We start from the raw sequence: 17,565 nt of genomic DNA, 5'->3' as shown, positions 1-17,565 counted from the left end.
GCGCGGCTTCCTGCCTTCCAAAAAACAATCTGCCACACCTCCTTCATCGATCCGAAACAATCCGTTCATGGGCATATTTTTCTGAATGCCGCGATTCATAGGGCCTTGCTCGCCCTCACCTACAGCGTAATAAATTCGCCACGAATGTCGCACAGAAGTGTCATTGACCTGACCGACCTTCGCCTCGCCAACCACTACATCGTGCAACGAGGAGAAGTTCATGTTCGGTCAACCCAAAGCTCAATGGCACAACCGCGTTACCCTGAGCCTGCTGTTGAGCTCAGCAACTCTGTACGCTCACGCCGGAACCGTTACTACAGATGGTGCGGACCTGGTCATCAAGACCAAGGGAGGACTTGAAGTTGCCACTACCGACAAAGAGTTCAGCTTCAAGCTTGGCGGCCGCCTACAGGCAGACTACGCGCGCTTTGACGACTACTACACCCGCAATGGCAACACTGCCGACGCTGCTTATCTGCGTCGTGCCTTTATCGAGTTCGGTGGCACTGCCTACAAGGATTGGAAGTACCAGATCAACTACGACTTCTCTCACAATACTGGTAACGACAGTGCAGGCTACTTTGATGAAGCCAGCATCGCTTACACGGGCTTTGCGCCGGTGAACCTGAAGTTCGGTCGCTTCTACACCGACTTTGGCCTGGAAAAGGCCACCAGCTCCAAATGGGTGACGGCGCTCGAGCGAAACCTGAGCTACGACCTCGCCGAGTGGGTGAATGACAACTCTGGAATGGGTGTTCAGGCGAGCAGCACGGTTGCCAATATGGCGTATTTGTCGGGCAGCGTGTTCAGCGAAAACAACAACGACACCGACGGCGACAGCGTGAAGCGCTTTAACCTCCGTGGTGTGTTCGCTCCCTTGAGTGAGGCGGGAAATGTACTGCATGTGGGGCTGCAGTATGCCTATCGCGACCTGAAGGATAGCGCCGTGGACACACGAATTCGTTCCAGAATGGGCATGCGCGGCGTGGAAACCAACGGTGGCAATAGTGCGGGCTCCAATGGCAATCGCGGCTTGTTCGGTGGTATGACAGCAACCGAAGGTCTCTGGAAGGACGACTCTGTCTGGGGCGTGGAAGGAGCTTGGGCGCTCGACGCACTCTCTATTCAGGGCGAGTATCTGCGCCGCCAATTGAAGGCTGACGCTGCTCAGAGTGATGTCGACGCCTCCGGTTACTACGCGCAGGTCGCATACACTCTTACGGGAGAGCCGCGCATTTATAAACTCGACGGTGCCAAATTCGACACCATCAAGCCGGTCAACAAGCAGATTGGTGCGTGGGAGGTTTTCTACCGCTATGACTCGATTACCGTCGAGGATGACAACATCACCTCCAGTACCGCTACCCGTCAGGTCGGAGACGCCGACGGCAGGACACACACACTGGGGCTGAACTGGTATGCCAACGAAGCAGTAAAGGTCAGTGCCAACTACATTAAGGCGCGTACTAACAATGTGACCAACGCCAATGGCGACGACACGGGCGATGGCATCGTGATGCGTATGCAGTACGTTTTCTGACCTTCCGCCTGCAGGCAATCGGGGCACTTCGGTGCCCCGTACCGTTTTCGCGATAGGAGCGCAATGCTCAATCCTCACCAGGAGCGTGTTCTGTGATTCGACAATTGACGCTGGCATGACCGAAATCTGACGAACTCGAAAGGGTGTTCTGTCGCGGGGCTCGATAGACTCCACCTGACCGTCTGCAAAAACCTCAGTGAGGCGATCATGAACGTTCGTCCTGTCATCCCCGAAAGAGGAGCTAGCCATACTCGCTAGTGCTTCTTACGCAGCTAAGCCTCGAATTCCTGGCTGGCCTTGCTGACATCTCAAGCCAGAGGCAGTCATCGTCTATTTGGCACGATTCGTATTTTTCAACTCAAGGCCCAACGACCATGACCGAAAAACTACGCCTGGATATACCCGTCTTGCTCCCGCAAATTACCGACATTCAGGATGGTGTCGTTAAACGACTAATTGAGGAGCTCAAAGGCCGCGAAGGGATCAGCGAAGTGCATGTTCGCAGCACAAGCGATGAGCTCGAAGCTCAACTGTGTGTGCACTTCGATCCTGACGTCCTGCCTCTTTCTCGGCTACGCGAGATCGTCGATGCAACGGGTATCCGAATCGGCGAACGGTTCGGACATCGATTATGGCAGATGACCGGCATCACCCATGCTCGCCGCGCCCGGACAATCGCCAACACACTGCGCGCTATGCCTGGGGTCCTAGAGGCTGAGGCGAGCCCTGCTGGCCAATTGCACGTTGACTTCGATAGCAAGAAAACAAGCGAAGCAGTGATCCTCGCCGCTCTAGATGGGCTGGGCGTGCGCTTGAGTGGCGAAGACGGAAGCCACTCTAAGCAGGATGATCATGGTGCCGGAGAGCAGCATGATCATGCAGGAATCCTGGGCTCGAATACCGAGCTGATGTTCGCGCTCACCTGTGGTGCCCTCCTGGGGATAGGCGCGGGAGCGGAACAATTTGTGGCCGGGCCCGCCTGGCTATCTACCACCTGCTTCATTGTGGCCTATATCTTCGGCGGCTTTTTTACCCTGCGTGAAGCGATAGACAACCTGAGGTTGAAGCGTTTTGAAATCGACACGTTGATGCTGGTCGCCGCTGCAGGGGCAGCTGCATTAGGCTCCTGGGCCGAAGGTGCACTGTTGCTATTTCTCTTCAGCCTCGGCCACGCCCTCGAGCACTACGCAATGGGGCGCGCCAAGCGTGCGATTGAGGCGCTCGCTCAGTTAGCTCCCGAAACGGCCACAGTGCGCCGCGGCGAGCAAGTTCAGGAAATCTCTGTCGAGCAATTACTAGTTGGCGATATCGTGCTGGTTCGGCCAAACGAACGACTGCCTGCCGATGGCTTCATCGTGCGCGGCAACTCTTCGATCAACCAGGCTCCGGTGACCGGCGAAAGCATACCGGTAGATAAGCTCGCCGTTGCCGACCCAGCACTCGCACGGGTGAGGCCCGATAGCGTTGGCGCTGTTTCTAAGGTATTCGCCGGCACCATCAATGGCGCAGGCGGACTGGAGGTCGAGGTCACCCGTCGGTCCACCGATTCAGCGCTGGCCCGAGTGGTGAAGATGGTGAGCGAAGCGGAGACCCGAAAGTCAGCCACCCAACGCTTCACCGACAAATTCGAGCGCATCTTCGTGCCCGCAATTCTGGCGCTGGTATTCCTGTTGCTCTTCGCCTGGGTATTCATCGATGAGCCCTTCCGCGAAAGCTTCTACCGAGCCATGGCGGTACTAGTGGCTGCCAGTCCGTGCGCACTGGCAATTGCTACGCCCAGCGCAGTACTTTCGGGAATTGCTCGTGCCGCCCGTGGGGGCGTTTTGGTCAAAGGTGGAGCTCCACTGGAAGAGTTGGGCTCACTGACTGCCATCGCATTCGACAAGACCGGTACTCTGACCGAAGGGCAACCACGTATCACCGATATATTGCCCTTGGGCGATACCAGTGAAGCTGAACTACTCGCTGTTGCAGTGGCAGTAGAGTCGCTAAGCGATCACCCGCTGGCAGCAGCCATCGCCCGGGACGGGAAACAACGCTTGGGTGATCACCCCATACCAGTAGCAAGTGATCTGGAGAATCTGATCGGACGCGGTGTCAGCGCCAGACTTGACGAGGAGACCGTATGGATCGGCAAGGCAGAAATGTTCGGCGCCGACGAAGTACCAGCACTGGGCGGTGGCGCCCGCATTGCCATTGATCAGCTTCGGGAAAAAGGTCGGACGACTATGGTCGTCAGGCATGGCGACCGTGATTTGGGTGCTATCGGCCTGCTGGACACTCCCCGAGCAGGAGCAAAAGAGGCGCTTCAGCAACTCCGGCAGCTCGGAATTGAACGGATGATCATGATCTCCGGAGATCACCAGAACGTAGCCCAGGCGATCGCAAAGGATGTAGGCCTGAATGAGGCATGGGGGAATCTGATGCCTGAAGACAAGGTTGAGGCCATTCGCAAGCTAAAAAAACAGGCTCAAGTGGCAATGGTTGGTGACGGTGTTAACGACGCTCCTGCCATGGCGAATGCCACTGTGGGGATCGCCATGGGAGCAGCTGGCTCGGACGTGGCGCTGGAAACTGCGGACGTGGCACTCATGGCAGACGATCTACGGCATCTATCCTTTGCCGTTGGGCTAAGTCGACACACCCGCTCCGTGATTCGTCAGAATGTATTCGTTAGCTTGGGAATAGTCGCCCTGCTCGTGCCTGCCACCATTTTCGGACTGGGCATTGGTGCGGCCGTTGCAGTCCATGAAGGCTCCACGCTCCTGGTCGTTTTCAATGCGCTGCGTTTACTGGCTTACCGTGAAAAATCAGCAGAGCTGATCCCGCGCACCTAATTCCCGGTACATTGGATTGGTTTTTGTCATAAGTCCGGTAAATCATCAGGCATAAAAAAAGGCGCCCGCTCAGGGCGCCTAATAAATTCACCTCTTCCAAAGGAGCAATTAAGCTTCAAAGGTGAACTCTAGGGTAAAAACCGGCTTTTCAACCGGGGATAACAATGCCGACAAAATCAATCAGGGATTGAAGTTGCGCAGGAAACATAACGCACAAGCCCTGACACGAAGATGATTGGAACATTAAGAATTTGTAATCTTTCCTTCCGCTGCACCACTGATCAAAGAACCGAAAGTGGGTACTCCACAATCAGACGGGTTTCATCCAGATCTGACTCGAATTGGGTAGCGCGCGTCGTTGCTTGGCGCAGCCGGAAGGACAAGTCTTTAAATTGTCCAGACTGCACAACGTACTTGGCTTCGACATCCCGCTCCCAGCGCTTCTGGTTGGTCAACGGATTACCGTCGGCATCGCGGCGCATATAAACGCTGTTGGCGTTGGAGTAGTCGATATCGCTGCCGCGACCGTAACGGGTCATGAAGGTCAGGCCGGGCACGCCGTAACGCTCCATGTCTAGGTCGTAACGCACCATCCAGGACTTCTCCTTGGGCGAGTTGAAGTCGCTGTACTGGATGGAGTTATCCAGGAAGATCGAGTCCGACTGGCGCAGGTAGTCGAAATCGTCGTTGCCGTTGTTCTGCTGGTGAGAAACGGAAACGGTATGCGCGCCAAACTGCAGACCGACCTTGCCTGCCCAGATGTTGTTGTTGAACTCGCCGAGCAGCTTCTTGCCCTCGTCGACGGCCTTGTAGTAGTTGAAGTCGCCGATCAGCATCAGCTCTTCCGCCAGCGGATAGGCCAGGTAGGCACCGAAGTAATGCTGGTTCCAGGCATCCTTCAGACGGCTGGTGTAAAGGCTCACGCTGACGTTCTTATTGATCGCGTAATCACCACCGCCGTAGGCTACCCAGGGCGAATCCACCGGACCTGCATAGAAGGTGGCGAACTGGTCACGCATGTTGCTGGATGTCGGCTGGCTCATTGAGTGCAGACGACCACCCTGCAGGGTCAGGCCCTCGAGGCTGGTATTGCTCAGGGTCACACCTCGGAAGGATTCGGGCAGCAGGCGTGAATCACCGAACGCCACAACGGGGGTCGCAGGGAAGACGTCACCCACCTTGACTTCAGTGTCAAAGGCGCGGGCCTTAACTGCGCCGCCGACCTTGGTGAACTCATCGCGAGCCTTGCCTTCACTGTCCACCGGCATCATGTCGAAGGAGCTGCGGCCGCCGTTGCGGCCGTCGCCGGTATCTAGTTTTAGGGCGATCATCGCGAATGCGTCCACGCCTACACCAACGGTGCCCTGTGTGTAGCCCGACTCGAATTTGCCGATGATGGCGTGGGCCCAGGTTTCCGAATATCCGGCTCCGCCCGGCGCGGTCTCGCCGTTGCGGTTGTCACGGTTGAAGTACATGTTTCGGTTCAGGATCGAAAGCTTGCTTCCCTCGACAAAGCCTTCTTCAGCTTCTGCTGCTACAACCACTGGGCTGATACAAGTGAGCGCGGAGAGGGCCACAAGAGATAGGGATGGGATACGGGACATGATTGCTCCATGGTCAATGGCAGTTCTTGTTGGTCTATCAACACCACTGCTTTTTATTCAGAGAATGCGTGCTGGTGTTAGCGACCTATGCTTACTGTCCATGTCTAACCGTAGGATTAGCGGTTGATTACAATTTTGAAAGAATTAAATTGTGATAAATGCTTCTATCGGAGATGCATTGGTTATCACTCAGGTGATGAGAAAATTACAAATTTGTAGGATTTATCGAAGCAAGTTTCTTACACGCTAGAATCCGCCAACGACCAACTCATGGGCTTGGCGCCAATCCGCAGTACCCGGTGCGCCGGTAGCCGCACGGACATGACGCGCCTGCCGTACCCCCGCCTTAACGTTTCAGAGTGTCGCTCATGCGGATACTTGTAGTTGAAGATGAAGAAAAAACTGCGTCCTATATCAAACAGGGTCTCACGGAAAGTGGATTTATCGTTGATCGCGCCGCGAACGGCGTCGATGCTCTGCATCTATTCGGCCATAACAACTACGAACTGATCTTGCTCGACGTAAACATTCCCAGCATCGATGGCTGGGGCGTGCTGGAGTTCATTCGTAAGACCAGTCGTGTCCGGATTCTCATGCTAACGGGGCGGAGCCGGCTGAATGATCGGATAAAGGGGCTCGATGCCGGCGCCGACGACTACCTGACCAAGCCTTTCGAGTTTCCTGAGCTTCTGGCCAGGGTGCGTGCTCTGATGCGACGCGGCGATACCCTGACCGAAACTCCGACGCTAAGAGTTGCGGACCTTGAGCTGGATCCGGGCCGTCACCGTGCTTTCCGGGGCGATCACCGTATTGACCTGACCACCAAGGAGTTCGCGCTTCTGCAGCTATTGATGAGCCGTGCCGGAGAGGTGCTAAGCCGCACACAGATCATTTCGCTGGTGTGGGATATGAATTTCGATTGCGACACCAACGTCATCGACGTTTCCATACGACGGCTGCGGGCAAAGATTGATGATCCGTTCGACACGAAGCTGATACATACGATTCGTGGTGTCGGCTATGTGCTCGAGGACCGTACGTGAGCTTGGCCACAAGGCTGGGCGTTAACGTCGGCCTGATGACGGCCATCCTAGTCGCAGCGTTGGCAGTCGTCTGTTATTTCCTTCTTGCTCAAGGGCTGGAGCGCTCGGTGAAAACCACGCTGGGAGCGAAGATGGTCAGTGTCGCCCACAGCGTTTCACAAATGAGCGAGATTGGTGAAATCCGCACCGAGCCGCACATCCTGATGGATCTCGCTCTGGGACACACCAACATGTTCCTCAATATCTATACCCCATCAGATCGGACAAAGCCGTTACTGACCATCGGCACCATGAAGGTAGCCTTCAATCCTCCTTCTCTAAAGCTAGGAAGTGACCTGAACTTTCACGAGTGGCGCGACGAAGGTGGCCGCCCGATGCTGAGCGTCGCACAAGCGCTCAGCATCAAAGACGGCAGCCCGGTAGTGGTGTACCTGACGATAGATAGGACCTCCGACCGGGAGCTGCTCAACTCGATTTCTCGCACAGCGCTAGTAGCCTACCCATCCGTCTTACTTTTGATCCTGCTGCTCGCCTGGTGGACAGTCAGACAAGGACTCAAGCCACTAAACAGCTTCCTCCGCGTAGCCTCGAAGGTCTCAACTGAAAATCTGGATCATCGCCTACCTACCGAGCGGCTACCGGCGGAGCTGGGCAACCTCGCGGAGGGCATCAACGTCATGCTCAATCGCCTGGACGACGGCGTTCAGCAGTTATCACAGTTCTCCGATGATCTCGCGCACGAGCTGCGAGCCCCCATCACTAACCTGATGGGTAAGGCACAAGTGGCACTGACACGAACACGCTCCCCAGAGGAATATCGTGACGTGCTCGAATGCTGCACCGAAGAACTCGACCGCTTAACGCGCATCGTCGCCGATATGCTCTTTCTCGCCCACGTCAGCCATCCTCTGGAACTAGTACATTTCGAGCTCGTGAACCTTCGTGACGAAGTCGAACGCGTAAGCGATCTTTTCAGCCTTTCAGCTGAAGAGGCTGGTGTGGCGTTGCAGATCAAGGGCGAGGCAAGCATCCACGGCAATCGCCTGATGATCCAGAGGGCTATCTCTAACCTTCTGTCCAATGCCATCCGCTACTGCCCTCCGGGCTCGGCGGTAGCCATAGCCATCGAGCCACACGGTGCCTGCATACGTTTGAGTGTCAGCAATCCAGGAAAAGGCATCCCCGTTGAACACCTGCCGCATTTGTTCGAGCGTTTTTACCGCGTCGATAAGAGCCGGGCTCGCAGTGAGGGAGGGACAGGGCTGGGACTTGCCATCGTGCGCTCTATCATGAGCCTTCACCAAGGCACCACTGATGTCGAGGTAGCTCCAGATCGGGTCACTACGTTCCATCTTGACTTTCCCGCCCATCGCTGAGCACTCCCCCTCTCTAGCCCGCGAAGCCAAATAATCTCGGCAGAGCGCAGGCTCTCTTCGGACCTCTATATCCCCGCAACGGTAGCTGCGCTCCATCCTTTTGGCCCCAGGCTAAAAGGATGTTGCCTGCCTCATCCACCATGCCCTAGAGCCAATCATTCGACGATCTGCTATGAGAGCAGAGACAAAGAACTGCGCTAGGGCCGAAGGATTTGGCTCCGCAACTACCTGATGAGTGCTCGAAGAGACCAGGTGGCGAAGCTGTCAAAATTGTCACCCCTTACTCACCACCTCGTTAAACGACGGGAGGTATAACAGAGATTGTCACCGTCCCTTAGCCGGTGGCTGATTTCCCTATCCGTTTTTCTTCCTAGTGCTCCAAGCTTCCTTGGGGGAAGAGAAACCCTCTGCAGCGCCCTCCCGGGCGCTTTTTTTTGCCTTCGAACTCCCATCCTCGTATCGCAGGTGAAGTGGGCATCCTTCAAGTACCTGCGCTTCAAGCGCTCATAAACAGCCCATAAAAAAAGGCGACCACTTAAGAGGCCGCCTTCAATTCTAACCGCGAGGATCAATGGACGGCAGGCGATGCCTCCATCGCTTCCGCATCCTCGTCCTTGCGGTGCATCCAGCGATACAGTGCCGGCAATACGAGCAAGGTCAGTGTGGTGGAAGACAGGATGCCGCCTATCACTACCGTAGCCAGCGGTCGTTGGACTTCTGCCCCTGTACCGGTCGCTAGAGCCATCGGCACAAAGCCCAGCGAGGCCACAAGCGCCGTCATTAGAACCGGGCGCAAGCGCGTCAGCGCACCTTCACGAATTGCCACGTCAAGACTACGACCCTCCTCACGAAGACTGCGGATGAAGGAAATCATCACCAGGCCGTTGAGCACCGCCACACCCGAAAGTGCGATAAAGCCAACACCCGCGGAGATCGATAACGGAATGTCGCGCAGCCACAAAGCCACTACGCCGCCCGTCAGTGCGAATGGAATACCAGTGAAGACCAGCAGGCCATCGCGGACGTTGTTGAACATCATCATCAACAGAGTGAACACCAAGAGCAACGCCACAGGCACTACGATTTGCAGACGCTGAGCCGCTGACTGCAGTTGCTCGAATTGACCGCCCCATGTAGTCCAGTAGCCAGCCTGAAGCTTAATTTGTTGCTCCAAAATCTGGCTCGCCTCGACGACGAAGGAGCCAATATCGCGGCCACGGACGTTAGCGCTCACGATAACAAGTCGCTTGCCGTTTTCGCGGCTGATCTGGTTGGGCCCCTGCACAAGTTCGAGACGCGCAACTTCTCCCAGGGTGATGAAGCCAATACGCGACGCCGTACCCGTTGCAGGGACCGGAATAAGCATGCGAGATAGTGCGTCAATGTCACTGCGCAGGCGCTCTGGCAGGCGCACAATCATGTCGAAGCGGCGATCGCCCTCGAACAGAGTTCCGGCTTCGCGACCACCGATGGCCACTGCGACAGTATCTTGGATGTCCCCAACATTCAGGCCATAACGCGCGGCACGCTGGCGATCAATGTTCACAGTAAGCACTGGTAGGCCGCTGGTCTGCTCGACCTTAACTTCTGATGCCCCCTGGACCTTACGCAACACGCCGGCAATCTGCTCCGCTGTTTTATTCAGCACCGCCATGTCATCACCGAACACCTTCACCGCAACGTCGCTACGAACTCCGGAAATCAGCTCGTTGAAGCGCAGCTGGATTGGCTGAGACAGTTCGTAGGCGCTGCCCGGCACACTGTTGGCGGCTTCTTGGATTTCCGCCTCTAGCTCGGCACGGCTCTTCTTCGGATCAGGCCACTGGTCCTTTGGCTTGAGCATAACGTAAGCGTCAGAAATGTTAGGCGGCATCGGATCGGAGGCGATTTCCGCAGTCCCCGTTCGACTGAACATGCGTTCGACCTCAGGCACTCTGGCCAGAACCTGCCGCTCCAAACTTTCTTGCATGGCCACAGACTGCGACAGGCTAGTCCCTGGTGTGCGCAGAGACTGCAGGGCGAAGTCGCCTTCCCCCAGGCTTGGCACGAATTCGCTGCCCATGCGGCTGGCAAGCAACCCCGAGAGCACTACCAGTAATCCCGCGAGAGCAAATACCAGAGTCCGACGCGCCATCACCCAGTCGAGTACCGGCTCGTATGCCCGACGTGCGCTACGCATCAGCAGGTTTTCGTCTTCCTTCACCTTGCCGGTTATGAAGAGCGCAATAGCAGCAGGTACGAAGGTGACCGAAAGGATCATTGCACCCAGTAGCGCCAACACTACGGTGAATGCCATGGGGTGGAACATTTTCCCCTCGACGCCAGTGAGGGCGAAGATCGGCAGATACACCACCATGATGATCAGTTGGCCGTAAATCAGCGCGCGGCGCGCTTCCTTTGACGCAGCAAACACCTCATGCAGGCGCTCGCTGCGTGTCAGCATGCGGCCGTGGTGCTGCTGCGCATGGGCCAGCCGGCGGATGGCATTCTCGACTATCACCACCGCGCCGTCGACGATGATGCCGAAGTCCAGTGCGCCGAGGCTCATCAGATTTGCGCTGATACGGTTGCTAAACATACCGGTAAAGGTAAACAGCATCGCCAACGGGATTACCATGGCTGTGATGAGTGCCGCACGGATGTTCCCAAGAAACAAGAAAAGCACCGCGATAACTAGAATTGCGCCTTCGATGAGGTTCTTCTTGACCGTTGCAATGGCTTTGTCCACCAGCTTTGTACGGTCGTAGACCGTAACTGCTTTCACTCCTTGTGGCAGCGTACGGTTGATTTCTTCTAACTTCTGAGCCGCCGCTTGAGCGACAGTACGGCTGTTCTCACCAATCAACATGAACACTGTACCGAGCACCACCTCGCGACCATTTTCAGTAGCGGCGCCAGTACGCAATTCCTTCCCCAGGTCTACTTCAGCGATATCACGCATGCGTATGGGCGTGCCGTCGACGTTAGCGACCACTATATTGGCGATATCATCCAGGTCCTTTACTTGGCCAGGTGCGCGCACCAACAGCTGCTCGCCACTACGCTCGATGTAACCGGCGCCAACGTTAGCGTTGTTGCGCTCCAGAGCTGTGATCAGATCAGTCAGTGTCAGACCGTAGGCCGCAAGGCGGCGGGTGTCGGGCGCCACTTGGAATTGCTTGGCAAAGCCACCGATGGTATTGACCTCGGCGACACCAGGCACGTTGCGCAGCTGCGGTTTGACCACCCAGTCCTGGATCACCCGCAGGTCGGTCGGCGTGTACTCACTGCCGTCCTCCTTGCGCGCGCCCTGCTCGGCCTCAATGGTCCACAAGAATATCTCCCCGAGGCCCGTAGAGATCGGCCCCATGGCCGACTCAACGCCTTCGGGCAACTGCTCACGGGCCTGCTGTAGGCGTTCGTTGACCAACTGGCGTGCGAAGAATAGGTCGGTGCCGTCCTTAAAGATCACCGTTACCTGCGATAGGCCCGATCTGGAGATCGAGCGGGTCTGTTGCAAATCAGGCAGGCCGGCCATCGCCGTCTCAACCGGATAGGTAACTCGCTGTTCAGTTTCCAGGGGTGAGAATCCGGGCGCTGAGGTATTGATCTGTACCTGAACGTTGGTGATATCCGGCGAGGCGTCGATGGGTAGCTTCTGGTAACTCGCGACCCCCAAGCCGGCCATGCCGAGAACGGCAAGCAGCACCAAATAACGCTGCTCAATGGCGAATCGAATAATGCGTTCGAACATGTCTGCGCCTTGTCAGTGAGCGTGGGACGCCGAGCTCTTGCCAAGCTCCGACTTGAGGATGAAGCTGCCGTCGCTGGCGACCTGATCGCCCACCGCCAGGCCATCGATCACTTCCACGTGGCCATCGTTGCGCAGTCCCAGGCTGACCGGACGTGCCTCGAAACCTTCGGCATTACGAACGAACACGCTGGGCTTCTCCTCCACCGTCTGAACCGCCTGTTCAGGGATGGCCACCGGCACCTGGCGCGCTTGGGCGCTGACTCGCACGTTGACGAACAACCCTGGGCGCCATGCGCCATCGGGGTTGTTTAGGGTGACGCGGGCTACGGCACTGCGGGTCTGCTCGCCGAGCAGATTGCCGACATAGGCAACACGGCCCTCGACCTGCATGCCCAGGTCCGGCGCTTCGACTCGCGCGGGCTTGCCGACCTGGATGCGCGCCAGGTCCTGCGGGGCGACGCTGAAGGTGGCCCAGACCCGCGAGAGGTCCGAGAGGGTGAAGGCATTAGTGGTTTCGCTGACCACTTCGCCCTGCACCAGGTGCTTCTCCACTACTACACCGTCGAAGGGGGCCCGCAGCTCGTAACGGTTGCCACCACCGCTGGCGGTAACCCCGCTTAGGGCGCTGGTCTTCTGCTTCGCGTTAGCCAGCGCAATCTGCGCCTCTTCCAATACCTGGCGTGCCTGGAGGTAGTCCTGTTCGGCGGAGATCTTCTCGCGCCACAACTCGCGCTCGCGCTCGAAGGTGGTGTTGGCCAAGGCGACGCGACGCTGAGACGCGGCCAGTTCGCTGCGCAGCTCGGAGATCTGCTGGCTGGAGATGATGGCCAGCAGGTCGCCTTTCTTCACGCTCTGGCCCAGATCGACCGACACCGACTCCACCACGCCCGCTGTACGCGGCACGATGTGCGCGGTGCGGTCCTGATCGAAACTGATCTCGCCCGGCAGGCTGACGGCTTCATCGAGCGCACGCGGGGCGGCAGTCACCAGCTTGATGCCCGCCGCGCGGATCTGCTCCGCGCTCAGGTGCAGACCTTCCTCTTCGCCGGCTTCCCCCCCCCCTTCAGCGTTGTGATGCTCGCCATCGGCATGCCCGGATGCCTCCGCATGCTCCGATGTGCCGGCCTCGCCGTGGTGTTCGTTGTCGGCGTGGGTCGCATCGTCCTGATGCGCGCCTGGCTGGCTTTCTCCACCCAGCCAGGTGAAGGCGCTAATACCCAGGACGGACGCCAGCACGACGGCCCCTGCAATGTGGACTCTCTTGACCATGAGGACTCCGGAATGAGCCCGACCGCGCCAATGGCGTCAGACGTCGGGACTGGAAAATAATTGATGCAGGTCCTGGAACAGGTCATGGACGCACCAGTGCGCCACTCCCAGATCCCGGACGAAACCCGGGGCGGGTGCGCAAGTCGGCAAGACCAGCAGCACCCACCCCACCAGAAAACGCGCCGCGCGCCCTTTAGCGCGAGGCCGAGTCGACATCACCGTAGACACGCTCTATGCGCCCCCAGGCATCGCTGACCTGGGCCAGCGCCTGCAGGTACTGATCGCGAGCGGTAATCAGCGTGCGCTGTGCGTCGAGCACTTCGAGGAATCCGAACTTGCCCATCTCGAAACCACGGGTAGCGCTCTCTACCGCGGTCTGAGCGGTGGGCAGGATGGTCTGGCGGAAGGCATTCACTTCCATCTGCGCGGTGCTCCACTGCTGCAGGGCCTGCTGGGTTTCCTGACGCAGCCTCAGTTCGGTGGCATTGCGCAGGTCGCGGGCCTGATCGGCACGGCGCGACTCGGCCAGGATGTTGCCCTGGTTGCGGTCGAACAGCGGCAACGGCAGGCTCAGGCCGACGACGGCAATGCGGTCGCGGTTGCCTTCCTCGATGGCCTCCTGGGTGCCGACGGTGACGTCCAGGTCCGGGATGCGCTGAGTGCGCGCCAGGCGCAAAGCGGCTTCGCTCTGATCGATGCGGCTCTGCGCAAGACGAAGCGAGGCGCTGTCCCCCAGTCGATCGAGCAGCGTCACATCCGAAGGCAGCTCCGGCAGTGGCCTGGCGGTATCGCTAAGCACGCTGGTGAAATCGGGGCGCGGCAGGCCCATCAGCACGGCGAGGTTCTGGTAGGCATCGGCGCGATCCCGTGCGGCACGCTCCTGCTCCAGCTTCACCTCCGCCAACTGCACCTCGGCGCGATTGGCTTCCAGTGGAGGCGCCTTGCCAGCGTGAACGCGACCTTGGGCTGCCTTCACTCCGCGCTCGGCCAGTGCCACAGACTGCTGTGCCAGGCGCTCGCGCTCCTGGGCGCGCAGGGCAGAATAGAAGCCGTCAATGACGTCGCCGCGCAGGGCGTTGCGTTGCTCTTCGAAGCTCAGTGCCGCAACTTCCTGCCCCCGTTCGGCCAACTCGACGCGCGCACTGCGTTTGCCGCCCAGCTCGAAGGGCTGGGTCAGGCCGACGGTGGTCGTGCGATTGCGTGACTCGGTGCCCTCCTGCTCCCAGGACAAGGTAGGGTTACGCAGTAATCCCGCCTGCTGGCGAAGCCCCTGGGCAATGCCGATTTCACGGGAGCCGGCGGAGTACGAGGGGTTGTTCGCAACCGCCGCCTGCATCGCCTCCTCGATACCCAGATCACGCGCTGCTGCGGAGTTCGACAGACTCCAGGCCACGGCGAGGCCAATGGCCCAACGCCCTCCTGATCGAAATCCCTTTGCGAATCGACTCGAACACACCATAGACCTCACCCGCTGGCTCCAGATTCGACGGCAAGACCCGTCATTTGCTGCGCCAATCTAAAGGTGAGCCACTAGCGACAAGGTGACTGTCAAATTACAAAGATGTAATCCAGCCCCCCGTGCCAGAGCGGCTGAGTACGACACCGCTCCGGCAATCCCCAGAAACAATTACCCAGCCCCGCACTACATTGACCTTGTAGTAACTACAGCTTTTAGAATCCGTCGCCATTGCGCCCCGCACATTGGGCACTATCAAATAGAAGTAGCGCGGAAGCCCATCGATGAAAATTCTCCTGGTCGAAGACGAACCCAAGACTGCCCAGTACCTGCGCCAAGGGCTGAGCGAAAGCGGTTATGTGGTGGACCACGCTGACAACGGTCTGGACGGATTGCACCTAGCCCGCCAGTTTCCCTACGACCTGATCATGCTGGACGTGAACCTGCCGAAGCTGGATGGCTGGGAAGTGCTGAGCCGGTTGCGCAGCGAATCCGATACCCGCGTGATAATGCTCACAGCACGCGGCCGCCTCAGCGAAAGGGTCAAAGGCCTGGACCTGGGGGCCGACGACTATCTGCTCAAGCCCTTCGAGTTTCCCGAACTGCTGGCGCGCATCCGCTCCTTGCAGCGACGCGGCGAGCGTGCGCAACCCAGCCAGGTTCTACAGGTGGCCGATCTGGAGCTGGACCCAGGCCGCCACCGTGCTTTTCGCGGTGCACAGCGCATCGATCTGACCAGCAAGGAATTCACTCTGCTCCAGTTACTGATGGGCCGCAGTGGCGAAGTCCTGTCGCGCACGCAGATCATTTCCCTGGTGTGGGACATGAACTTCGACTGCGATACCAACGTGGTCGAAGTGACCATCCGCCGCCTGCGGGCGAAGGTCGACGATCCGTTCCCCAGCAAGCTGATCCACACGATCAGGGGCGTAGGCTATGTACTGGAGTCACGCGAATGAAGCCGGCGAGCCTGTCGCTGAGGATTGGTTTGTGGGTTGGCCTACTCGGCTCGGTGCTGATGGTGCTGCTGATCAGCCTGACCTACCTGGTACTCGAACATCAGCTCGACATCCGCGCGCGGCAGTCGCTGGACAGCAAGATGGATCAGGTTCGCCATCGCCTGGACGAGGACATGGGCCCCGGCATCCTGCCTCAGGGCACCCATGCCCTTCGTGACCTGATCATCGGCCATGACTATCTCAGCCTGACATTGCTACCGACTGCGCCTGGCCTGCCTCCGCTGATGCAGACCGAGTCTTTCGTAGACTGGCAGACCCTGGATCGTCTGCCGCTACAAAAGGGTAGTCTCGAATGGACAGCGGGTAACGGCCATAACCTACTGACTTCGCGCAGTGTCGTGACGCTGGAGAACGGTGAGTCCGTGCGGGTTTTCCTCACCCTTGACCGCCACGCCGATGCCGCACTGCTCGGTGCCTTCCTGCGCTCTTCGCTGCTATCGACGCCGCTACTTCTGCTGCTGATCGCCCTGGGAGCGCGACTCGCGGCACAACGCGGACTTCTGCCCTTGCGCCGCTTTGGCAAGGTAGCCGCACTGGTCTCTACCGACGACATGAGCCATCGCATTCCGGTCAAACGCTTGCCGGATGAACTCAAGGATGCCGCTCACGCACTCAACACCATGCTGGGCCGACTGGACGAAGGTGTACGGCAGCTCACGCAGTTCTCTGACGACCTCTCCCATGAGCTGCGCTCACCGATCAACAATATGCTGGGCAAGACCCAGGTAGCGCTTTCCCGTCGGCGTGACAACGCCGCTTACCAGTCAGTCCTGGAGTCGAACGTCGAAGAGCTGGAGCGGGTCGCCCGCATCGTCAGCGAAATGCTGTTCCTCGCCCAGGTCAGCCATCCGAAGATCCTGCTACCCAGCGATCCCGTGCATCTGGGCGCAGAGGCGCACAAAGTTGCCGAGCTGTTTGAACTCAGCGCGGAAGAGAAGGACCTGCAGATTCAAATAACCGGCGATGCACAGGTGTTCGGCGACCGACTGATGATTCAGCGAGCCATCTCCAACCTTCTCTCCAACGCGATCCGCCATACTCCTGAGCGGAGCATCGTCGAAGTCCGGATCAGCGAGGATGAATCAGGCATCGCACTGCAGGTTGAAAACCCAGGCCCTGGTATTGCCGCCGAGCACCTGCCACACCTGTTCGAGCGCTTCTACCGAGTCGATCCAAGTCGCACCCGTGCCGCGGGGGGAACCGGACTGGGTCTGGCCATCGTCAACACGATCATGGACCTGCATCAGGGAACGGTCAGCGCCCAAAGCTCGGAAGCGGGTCCCACCCGCTTCCTGTTGAGATTCCCGCGCCGGGTCGCCTGACTCAGCGAATCGAGCGGCAGGCGAAGCGCTCCTGGCGATACTCGACCAGTTGCTCTTCGCCAAAGGAATCCTTGTAACGCATCTGCACCGGCACCACGCCGCAGTCGCGACTGAGTGGAGTCACGGAAACAACCTCGGCAATATCCAGGTCCATGCCATAGGTGTATTGCTTGGCCTGAGCGACTTCAATGGGAGTCGGTTGGCGAGCCGCCATCGCCTGCTCCCGTGCTTGCTGCATGCGCGAGAAAGTGATGTCGCCGCCACCGTCGGCCGAAGCCAGTGATGTCGAACCGATCAGGACGGTGAACAGAAGTGCGTATTGAGTTTTCATCGTGGTCGCCTCGGCGGAGTCAGTGCCATGCATTG

The 17,565-nt window shown here is 58.4% G+C and carries 11 protein-coding genes; 6 read left to right on the top strand and 5 right to left on the bottom strand.

The annotated features are described in order from the left end of the window. Positions 1-220: 220 nt before the first annotated feature. Both L6D89_RS10160 and L6D89_RS10155 read left to right on the top strand, forming a co-directional pair. Positions 221-1,540 carry an OprO/OprP family phosphate-selective porin gene (locus tag L6D89_RS10160; protein ID WP_236199572.1) on the top strand — a complete coding sequence of 440 codons (1,320 nt, stop codon included), beginning with the start codon at positions 221-223 and terminating at the stop codon, positions 1,538-1,540. A 374-nt stretch (positions 1,541-1,914) separates the two neighbouring features. Continuing rightward, entirely contained in the window at positions 1,915-4,377 is a 2,463-nt protein-coding gene (locus L6D89_RS10155; protein ID WP_236199571.1) for a heavy metal translocating P-type ATPase, read from the top strand. 281 nt (positions 4,378-4,658) lie between these two features. On the opposite strand, the gene L6D89_RS10150 is transcribed toward L6D89_RS10155, so the two are convergent. Beyond that, positions 4,659-5,981, bottom strand: a complete 1,323-nt coding sequence (locus tag L6D89_RS10150; protein WP_236199570.1) for an OprD family porin — start codon at positions 5,979-5,981, stop codon at positions 4,659-4,661. A 368-nt stretch (positions 5,982-6,349) separates the two neighbouring features. Between L6D89_RS10150 and L6D89_RS10145 the strand changes: the two genes are divergently transcribed. Next, positions 6,350-7,024, top strand: a complete 675-nt coding sequence (locus L6D89_RS10145) for a heavy metal response regulator transcription factor (RefSeq protein ID WP_236199569.1) — start codon at positions 6,350-6,352, stop codon at positions 7,022-7,024. A gap of 35 nt (positions 7,025-7,059) precedes the next feature. After that, positions 7,060-8,400, top strand: a complete 1,341-nt coding sequence (locus L6D89_RS10140) for a heavy metal sensor histidine kinase (protein WP_236199649.1) — start codon at positions 7,060-7,062, stop codon at positions 8,398-8,400. Between the two features lie 568 nt (positions 8,401-8,968). Here L6D89_RS10140 and L6D89_RS10135 read toward each other — a convergent pair. The 3 genes from L6D89_RS10135 to L6D89_RS10125 all read right to left on the bottom strand — a co-directional run bounded on the left by L6D89_RS10135 (position 8,969) and on the right by L6D89_RS10125 (position 14,795). After that, positions 8,969-12,133: a CusA/CzcA family heavy metal efflux RND transporter gene (locus L6D89_RS10135; RefSeq protein ID WP_236199568.1), complete on the bottom strand. Its 3,165-nt coding sequence runs from the start codon at positions 12,131-12,133 to the stop codon at positions 8,969-8,971. A gap of 12 nt (positions 12,134-12,145) precedes the next feature. Beyond that, the gene (locus tag L6D89_RS10130; protein ID WP_236199567.1) at positions 12,146-13,402 is read right to left on the bottom strand and encodes an efflux RND transporter periplasmic adaptor subunit; all 1,257 of its coding nucleotides are present in this window, start codon (positions 13,400-13,402) and stop codon (positions 12,146-12,148) included. 193 nt (positions 13,403-13,595) lie between these two features. After that, complete coding sequence (locus L6D89_RS10125; RefSeq protein WP_236199566.1) at positions 13,596-14,795, bottom strand: TolC family protein; 1,200 nt, start codon at positions 14,793-14,795, stop codon at positions 13,596-13,598. A 347-nt stretch (positions 14,796-15,142) separates the two neighbouring features. Here L6D89_RS10125 and L6D89_RS10120 point away from each other — a divergent pair, with 347 nt between their 5' ends. Then, positions 15,143-15,817 carry a heavy metal response regulator transcription factor gene (locus L6D89_RS10120; RefSeq protein WP_236199565.1) on the top strand — a complete coding sequence of 225 codons (675 nt, stop codon included), beginning with the start codon at positions 15,143-15,145 and terminating at the stop codon, positions 15,815-15,817. Further along, positions 15,814-17,199, top strand: a complete 1,386-nt coding sequence (locus L6D89_RS10115) for a heavy metal sensor histidine kinase (RefSeq protein WP_236199564.1) — start codon at positions 15,814-15,816, stop codon at positions 17,197-17,199. Before L6D89_RS10120 ends, L6D89_RS10115 begins: the two co-directional genes overlap by 4 nt. Position 17,200: 1 nt before the next feature. Here L6D89_RS10115 and L6D89_RS10110 read toward each other — a convergent pair whose 3' ends face one another. Then, complete coding sequence (locus L6D89_RS10110) at positions 17,201-17,530, bottom strand: DUF2790 domain-containing protein (RefSeq protein ID WP_236199563.1); 330 nt, start codon at positions 17,528-17,530, stop codon at positions 17,201-17,203. Positions 17,531-17,565 lie beyond the last annotated feature (35 nt).

The sequence above is a fragment of the Pseudomonas pseudonitroreducens genome (assembly GCF_021603645.1).
In the GTDB taxonomy this organism is placed as follows: Bacteria; Pseudomonadota; Gammaproteobacteria; order Pseudomonadales; family Pseudomonadaceae; genus Pseudomonas; species Pseudomonas pseudonitroreducens.
This window is presented reverse-complemented; position numbering and strand designations above follow the sequence as displayed.